General features: G+C 73.1%; 7 protein-coding genes. 5 read left to right on the top strand and 2 right to left on the bottom strand.

Annotation, left to right across the window (positions count from 1 at the left end; genetic code table 11):
- Positions 1–66: 66 nt before the first annotated feature.
- Complete coding sequence (locus M0P34_RS11950) at positions 67–2,454, bottom strand: diguanylate cyclase (RefSeq protein ID WP_291499406.1); 2,388 nt, start codon at positions 2,452–2,454, stop codon at positions 67–69.
- Positions 2,455–2,574: 120 nt separating this feature from the next.
- The gene (locus tag M0P34_RS11945) at positions 2,575–4,668 is read right to left on the bottom strand and encodes a FecR domain-containing protein (protein WP_291499404.1); all 2,094 of its coding nucleotides are present in this window, start codon (positions 4,666–4,668) and stop codon (positions 2,575–2,577) included.
- Between the two features lie 208 nt (positions 4,669–4,876).
- Between M0P34_RS11945 and M0P34_RS11940 the strand changes: the two genes are divergently transcribed.
- The 5 genes from M0P34_RS11940 (at position 4,877) to M0P34_RS11920 (ending at position 7,491) form a co-directional block, all read left to right on the top strand.
- Complete coding sequence (locus M0P34_RS11940) at positions 4,877–5,407, top strand: nitroreductase (protein ID WP_291499402.1); 531 nt, start codon at positions 4,877–4,879, stop codon at positions 5,405–5,407.
- Positions 5,404–6,027, top strand: a complete 624-nt coding sequence (locus tag M0P34_RS11935) for an MBL fold metallo-hydrolase (RefSeq protein WP_291499400.1) — start codon at positions 5,404–5,406, stop codon at positions 6,025–6,027. The genes M0P34_RS11940 and M0P34_RS11935 overlap by 4 nt, the downstream gene beginning before the upstream one ends.
- Positions 6,028–6,093: 66 nt before the next feature.
- A complete protein-coding gene (locus M0P34_RS11930; protein WP_291499398.1) occupies positions 6,094–6,285 on the top strand; it encodes a hypothetical protein in 192 nt (63 codons plus the stop codon).
- Entirely contained in the window at positions 6,278–6,931 is a 654-nt protein-coding gene (locus M0P34_RS11925) for an NAD(P)H-dependent oxidoreductase (RefSeq protein ID WP_291499395.1), read from the top strand. Before M0P34_RS11930 ends, M0P34_RS11925 begins: the two co-directional genes overlap by 8 nt.
- Positions 6,907–7,491 carry a double zinc ribbon domain-containing protein gene (locus M0P34_RS11920; protein WP_291499393.1) on the top strand — a complete coding sequence of 195 codons (585 nt, stop codon included), beginning with the start codon at positions 6,907–6,909 and terminating at the stop codon, positions 7,489–7,491. Before M0P34_RS11925 ends, M0P34_RS11920 begins: the two co-directional genes overlap by 25 nt.
- Positions 7,492–7,512: the final 21 nt, after the last annotated feature.

The raw sequence follows: 7,512 nt of genomic DNA, 5'->3' as shown, positions 1-7,512 counted from the left end.
GGGGCGCCCCCCCCCGGCCGGGGTCCGGGGCAGCGCCCCGGAATCTGCGGCCGGGGGCCCGGCGTCCTACGCCCCCTGCTGTTCGGCGCGGGCGAGGGTGGTGGCGGCTTCCTGGTGTTTGCCCTGGGCGGTGAGTGCGCGGGCGAGTTCGGCCCAGAAGCGGGGCTGGCCGGGCGCCAGGGCGGCGCTTTGGCGGGCCAGGGCCTCGGCGACCTCGGGGTCTTCCCCGGCGTCGAGGTAGAGGCGGGCCATGAGGTGCAGGGCCAGGGCGTCCATGGGGTCGTGGATGAGGGCCTGGTGCAGGTGTTCGCGGGCCTGTTCGGTATCGTTTTGGGCCAGGGCGAGGCGCGCGAGGTAGCGCTCGGTGAGTCCCTGGCCGCCGGGGGTGCCCTGGGCGCGCAGGAAGTAGCGGCGGGCGTCGGCGAAGCGGCGGGCCGTCTGGGCCAGCTCGCCCAGGCGGATGAGGGCGAAGGTGTGGGCCTTGTCCACGGCGAGGCAGGCGCGGTATGCCTCGCGAGCCTGGGGGGCCTTGCCGGTGCGCTGGCAGGCGTGGCCGTAGTTGTAGAGGGCGAAGATATCCTTGGGGTTGCGGTTCAGGACGGTTTTGAACTGGCGTTTGGCGGCGGCGAGGTCGCCGGTGCGGGCCAGGGCGACGCCCAGGGAGTTGCGCGCGGTGGTGTTGGCGCGGTCGGCGAGCAGGGCGAGCTTGTATTCCTCGATGGCGTCGTAGAGGCGGCCCTGGGCGAAGAGCTTGTCGGCGTGGATGGTCAGGGCCAGGGAGTCGCAGCGGCCCAGGTGCGGCGCGGGCAGCAGTCGGGCGTATTCCAGGGCCTTGGCGGCGTTGTCCAGGGTATCGGCGCGGGAGAAGGAGAGCCAGGGGAACTGCGCCAGGCCGATGGCGGGCGCGGGGGCGCCGGAGCGGGCCAGCTGTTCGAGGAGTTTTTCGCACAGGGCGGCGGCCTGGCGGGCGGCGGTGGCGGGCAGCAGCCAGACCAGGCCGCCCAGGCTGTGGCGGCCGCCGACGGCCTCGGGGCCGAAGGCGGCGGCGGCGGCCTGGGCCAGGCCGTTCAGGGCGGCTTCGGTGAGCCTGGGGTCGGCGTCGTCCGGCAGGCGCATGAGGGCGAGGGTGAAGGTCCGCTGCCGGTCGCGGACGGCGGCCCAGTGTTCGAGGAAATCGCGGTAGCGCAGCAAGCCGGTGAGGGCGTCGCGGCCCTGGCCGTGGCCGTCGAGGGTTTTGGGGACGGCCTGGCGGATGCGCGTCAGGCGGTCGCCGGCGGCCAGGGGCTGGCCGGGGTCGGCCTGGGTCATGATTTCGGCCACGGAGTAGCTGCGGCGCACTTCGAGCAGGGCGATTTCGCCCTTGGGGGCGGCGGGCCCGCCGGGGGCCTCGGGGCCGCCGGGCCAGACCAGGAAGCGCTGGCCCTCGCGGGCGCCCACGGCGGAGCCGAGGTCCACGGTGAGGCGGCCCAGGGGCAGCACCTCGCGCACCTGTCCGCCCTCGTCGACGATCTGGGGGTAGCCGAAGGCGCGGTCGGGGCCGGTGCGCGCGGCCACGGCGGCGGCGCGCAGGGCCTTGCGCAGCAGGGTCGCGGCCTGTTCCCGGGCGGCCATGCGCAGGGCGTGTCCGTTCATGTCCTGGGGGTAGGCGGCGTGACCGACGCAGGAGGCGGGGTGGACGCGCTGGTCGAGGACGGGGTCGGCGAGCAGTATTTCGGCCATATGGCGGGCCAGGCGCTGGGCGAGGTCGCGAGTGGCGGCCGGGGTGGCCCCGGGCAGGAACAGGGCCAGGGTGTCGTCGCCGGCGCGGGCGGCCAGGGCCTGTTCGGGGGCCTGGGCGGCGAGGGTCCGGGCGGCCTCGGCCAGGGCCTTGTCGGCCAGGGCCGGGCCGTATGCCTCCTGGCAGTGTTCCAGCCCGTGCAGGCGCGCGACCACGAGGCCGAAGCAGGGGGCGAAGCCCGGGGCGCCGGTGTCGGGCCCGGTGCCCGCCCCGGGGGCGCCGGGGTGCAGGCTGTCGCCGACCTGGGCCACGGCGCGGGCCAGGGCGCGCAGGAGCAGGCCGCGGGTGGCCAGCCCGGTGTCCGGGTCGGTGACGGAAATCTTGTAGAGCAGGATTTTTTCCAGGCACATGCGGGCCATGGTGGCCAGGTGGGGCAGGGTTGTCGCGGGGGCGCGCACGGTGGCCTCGCGGGCCACGAAGACGCCCAGAAGCCGCCCGCCCAGGGCCAGGGGCAGCAGCACGCGGCGTTCGCCGGGCACCACGGCGGCGCGTCCGGCGGCGACCTCGGCCATGGGGCCGTCGGCGATGTCGTCCAGGGTCTTGGGGAAATAGAGGCTGTAGGACTTGTGGGGCAGGAAGGCGACGACCTCGTCACGCAGCAGGTGCTCGTAGGTGATGAGGTCGCGCCGGTCCAGGCCCGGGCCGTCGTCCGGGAGCAGGCTTGGGTGGGCTTTCATGGGCAGCGTATACTCCATGAGCGGGGGCCGGGACAAGGGCCTGGGCGGGGCACGGCGCGACGGGGCCCCGCGCGCCGTGCTGGCGTGCGGGGCCCGTGCAGGCCGCCCCCAGGTCGGGGGTCAAACGTCAGGCGAGATGTAGAAGTCGGTATTGGACAGCGGGCCCGTGCTCTGGACGGTGGCGATGAGCACTCCCTCTAAGTCATCCGAGCCGTCCTCATCCCAATAGACTGCGTAGGTGTTGGTGCCGGTCTCCACAACATAGAAACCGGGCGCACCGGCGGCCAGACCCGCGCTGTCAGTGGTGCTGAAATTGCTCGCGTCCAACACCTCCGTGTACGCGAATCCGAAGCCTCCCATCATGAAATCGAGCGTATCCACGCCCACTTCGAAATCGCTGACCAGATCCTCTCCGTGGCTGTGGTCTTGCCAGTAGAACGTGTCGGCTCCCGCGCCGCCAACAAGGGTATCATTGCCCGGCCCCCCGATGAGAAGATCGTCCCCGTCGCCGCCCACCAGCGAGTCGTTGCCAGCATCGCCGTCCAGACGATCGTTGCCAGCCCCGCCCAAGAGGATGTTGTCCTGGGAGTTCCCGGTGATGGCGTCGTTGTGGTCGGAGCCGACGACGTTCTCGACGTTGGTGATGGTGTCGCCATCGGCGTGCCCGCCACTGGGGGTGCCGGGATAGCTGGGATCTTGCAGAACCACGAGCACGCCCGCATCGCTGCCCTCGTAGGAGATGGTGTCGTTGCCCGCGCCGCCGTCGATGGTGTCGTCGCCCTCGCCGCCGTCAATATAGTCGTCGCCATCGTCACCGAAGATGAGGTCGTTGCCCTCGTCGCCGTAGATGGTGTCGTTGCCGGCCTTGCCGTGGAGGATGTCGTCGCCAGCCTTGCCCCAGATGATGTTGTCGTAGCTGTCGCCATGAAGGCTGTCGCCGAAGGCGCTGCCGATGAGGTGCTCGATGTTGACCAGGGTGTCCGTACCGATGCCGGACAGGGTGTCCGTACCGATGCCGGACATGGTCCCGCTGAGGTATCCGGAAACCGAGGTGCCGCTGTCTTCGTAGGACACAGTGTCCTGGCCCATGCCGCCGTCGATGTAGTTGTTCCCCTCACCGCTGACGATGTGGTCGTCACCCTGACCGGCGAGGATACTGTCGTCGCCTGCGCCGCCGTCGATGTAGTCGTCGCCCGAGCCGCCATAGATGGTGTCGTTGCCGCCCAGGCCGTAGATGGTCAGGCTGTTCGACGCACCCGCGTAGTTCAGCAGGTCCGGCCCCTCGGTGCCGTAGATCAGGTGCTCATGGTAGTGGTCATCGTCCGGGCCGCCCGGGGTGCCGCCCTGGTTTCCGGCCTGGCCATCGTTGTTGTCGGTGTCATCGTCGCCGCCTGCGGGGCGGGAGGGTTGGCTCGGCGCGCGGGGCGGGGTGAAGGCGATGGCGGCGCCGGGCAGGGTGTCCTGCCCCTGGGGCTGCTCCGTGTCGAAGGGGTCGTCCGCATCGGGGTCGAAGGAATCGTCCTGGCCCTGATCGTCCGCGCCGTCGCCCGGGCCCTCCCCGTCCTGCTGGTCGCCGTCGCCATCCTGGCCGCCGTCCCCGTCCTCGTCGCCGCCCTGGCCGTCATCCTGGCCCAGGCCGAGGATGACCGACAGGGGCGCCAGGGTCTGGAACATCTGGAGTTCGTCGGGGGTGTAGGGCCGGGGGGCGCCCAGGGAGCCGTCGGGATTCACGTCCACCACGAGGCCCTGGTTGGTCAGGAACACGGTGCCCCGGGCGGTGGTGATGACCAGGTCCAGGCCGTCGTACTGGAAGATGCCGTAGCGCTCGACCCCGTCGGCGCCGATGTCCAGGTCGGCGCCGGTGCCGCGGATGCCGATGGTGGCCAGCGGCGAGGACAGGGCGATGCCCTCGGGGTTGTCCTTGGCGATGGAGCCGGTGACCAGGCGGAAGGTGCCCTTGGAGAGGTTCATGAGCATGGCCGAGGCCGAGGGCTCCTGGGGGTCGAAGACGTAGTTGTCCACCGTCAGGCTGGCGCCCGGGCCCTGGGCCAGCACGGTGTCGTCGACAAAGCGGACCTCGAGGTTGCTGTCCTGGCCGGTGGAAAGAACGTCGCCGGAAAAGACGGGGCTGCCCACGGCCAGCTCGCGCACACCATCCTGCCCCTGGGCCGTGGCCGCCCCGCGCAGGGCGACGATTTCACCTATGCTGTCCATGTCCGCAAGCCCTCCCTTCGGAGATTGCCAGTGATTTTTGGATATATTAACAAGGCGACACAAGCCGCGCAACCTCTTTCCCCGCCAGGAGAGCGCGCGCCCCGGCGCCTCCCCGGCGCCGGGGCGCGGCGGGGCAGGCCCCGCGCGGCTGGACATGGGCCCCGATTCCGGTAATCTGGCCCCGGACGAGCAGCCACAGGAGCACACGATGCACGACCACGACAACCCGGTGCTGGCGGCCATCCTCGAACGCCGCTCCATCCGCCGCTTCACCGCCGAGCCCGTGTCCGCCCGGGACCTGCGCGCCATCCTCGAAGCCGGGCGCTGGGCACCCAGCGGGCTGAACAACCAGCCCTGGCGCTTCCTGGTCATCCGGCCGGACGACCCGCGCCGCCAGGCCCTGGAGGGCTGCACGAAATACGCGCACATCGTGCGCGGGGCCGGGGCGCTGGTGGCCGTGTTCCTGGACCGCGAGGCCATGTACAGCGAGCTCAAGGACCACCAGACCGCCGGGGCGGCCATCCAGAACATGCTCCTGGCGGCCCACGCCCTGGGCCTGGGCGGGGTCTGGCTGGGCGAGATCGTCAACCAGGCGCCGCAGGTGCTCCAGGCCCTGGGCCTGGACCCCGAGGTCTACTCCTTCATGGCCCTGCTGGCCCTGGGCCACCCGGACCAGAAGGGCTCGTCCTCGCGCAGGCCGCTGGCGGAACTGCTGATCGAAGAACCGGGAGACGCATGAAGATACGAACTTTCACCCTGGGTCCGCTGGGGACCAACGGATTCCTGGCCGCCCACGGGGGCCGCGCCGTGTTCGTGGATCCCGGGGGCGACCCCGCCCCGGTCCTGGCCGCCCTGGAGACCGGGGGGCTGACCCTGGAGGCCGTGCTGGTGACGCACCTGCACTGCGACCACGTTTACGGCTGCGCGGCCCTGGCGCGGGCCACCGGCGCGCCGGTGCTCGTGGGCCAGGAGGACCTGCCCCTGCTGGACACGGAGCTGGGCGGCGGCGGGCTCATGGGCCTGCCCCTGGTGGAGCCCTTCGAGCCCACGGTCCTCGCGCCGGGCCCGGCGCGGTTCCTGGACCTGCCCTGCACGGTGCTGCACACCCCGGGGCACAGCCCGGGCAGCCTGTCGTTCCATTTTCCGGACCAGGGCGTCGTCTTCGTGGGCGACGTGCTCTTTCGCCGCTCCATCGGGCGCACGGACTTTCCCGGCGGCGACACCCAGACCCTGCTGGACGCAGTGCGCGAGCGCCTGTTCACCCTGGCGCCGGAGACGGTGGTCCACAGCGGCCACGGCCCGTCGACCACCGTGGGCGACGAAATGGCCCACAACCCGTTCTTCAACGGCGCCTACTAGACGCCCGGAGGCCCCATGACCGAGACGGTGATCCTGGACCTGCGCGGCAAGTGCTGAGGCGTGGGCATGGAGGTGGGGTGGTATCTCCGCCTGTCCCGCGCGCCCCGCGTGGAGGCGCTCGTCGCCCCGGGCTCCCTGCCCGCCCTGGAGGACCAGCGGGCCATCAACCCGTCGTGGTCCCTGCGGACGGAGCCGGTGGACGGGGGCTGGCTGCGCGCGGTCTTCACCCGCCAGGGGCGCGGGGGCGGCGATGAGTGAGGGGCATGCCGGAGCGCCGCTGGTGCTGGCCCTGTCGCCGCGAGCCGGGGGCAACAGCGACGCGGCGGCGGGGCTGTTCGCCCGGGGGGCGGCCCGCGCCCTGGGCGCGCCGGTGCCCGTGACGCGGCTGCGCGAGTTCCGCGTGCGGCCCTGCACGGCGTGCCACGCCTGCGCCGGGGGCGGCCCCTGCCCCCAGGACGCGGACGACGACGCCGGGCGGCTGCTCGCGGCCCTGGCCGGGGCGCCCGCCGTGTTCCTGGCCGCGCCCATCTATTTCTACCACCTGCCCGCCCAGGCCAAGGCCCTGGTGGACCGCTCCCAGCGCTGGTACGAGCGCGCCCGGGCCGCGGACCCCGCCGTGGCGGGCCTGGCGCCGCGCCCGGCCTACTGCTGCCTCGTGGCCGGGCGGCCCGAGGGCCGGCGGCTCTTCGAGGGCGCGCTGCTGACCCTCAAATACTTCCTGGCCAGCTTCCGCCTGGAGCTGTGCGACCCGCTGACCCTGCGCGGCGTGGACGCCCCCGGCGACCTGGCCGCCGACGCGGGGGCCTGCGCGGCCCTGGAGGCCCTGGGGCGCCGGGCCGTCCTGGGCCAGGCGCAAAGGGACCGGGAACACGGGGACCCATGTCGCGGGCACCCGCCGTCCTGAGCGCCCTCGGGGCGACCCTGGGCGACCTCCTGGGGCGGCGCTGCCACGCCTGCGGCGCCGCGGCCCCGGGGCGCGGGCGCGGCGAGCTGCCGCCCCTGTGCGCGGACTGCGCCCGGGAGCTGGCGCCCTGGGCCGGGCCCTGCTGCCCGGGCTGCGGGGCCATGTTCCGGGGCGCCACGGGCGGGGCCGGGCACCTGTGCGCCGCCTGCCGCCTGGAGCCCCGGCCCTGGGAGCGGCTGCTTTTCCACGGGCCTTACCAGGGCCTGCTGCGCCGGCTGGTGCTGGACTATAAATTCCACGGCCGCCTGGGCGCGCTGCGCCTGCTGCGCGGGCTGGCCCGCGAGGCATGGCTGCTCGGGGACGCGGCGGACGCGGCCCCCGGGGCCCCGCCGGACGTGATTGTGCCCGTGCCGCTGCACCGCCGCCGCCTGCTGCACCGGGGCTTCAACCAGAGCCTGGAGCTGGCGCGCGGGCTGGGCGCGCTTCTGGAACGGCCCGTGCCCCTGGCGGCGCTGACCCGCGTGCGCCCGGCCTCAACACCAGACAGAGCTGCCCGATAGGCCGCATCGGCTGCCGACTCC

Origin of the sequence: Desulfocurvus sp. (assembly GCF_023230885.1) — a bacterium.
In the GTDB taxonomy this organism is placed as follows: Bacteria; Desulfobacterota; Desulfovibrionia; order Desulfovibrionales; family Desulfovibrionaceae; genus Desulfocurvus.
This window is presented reverse-complemented; position numbering and strand designations above follow the sequence as displayed.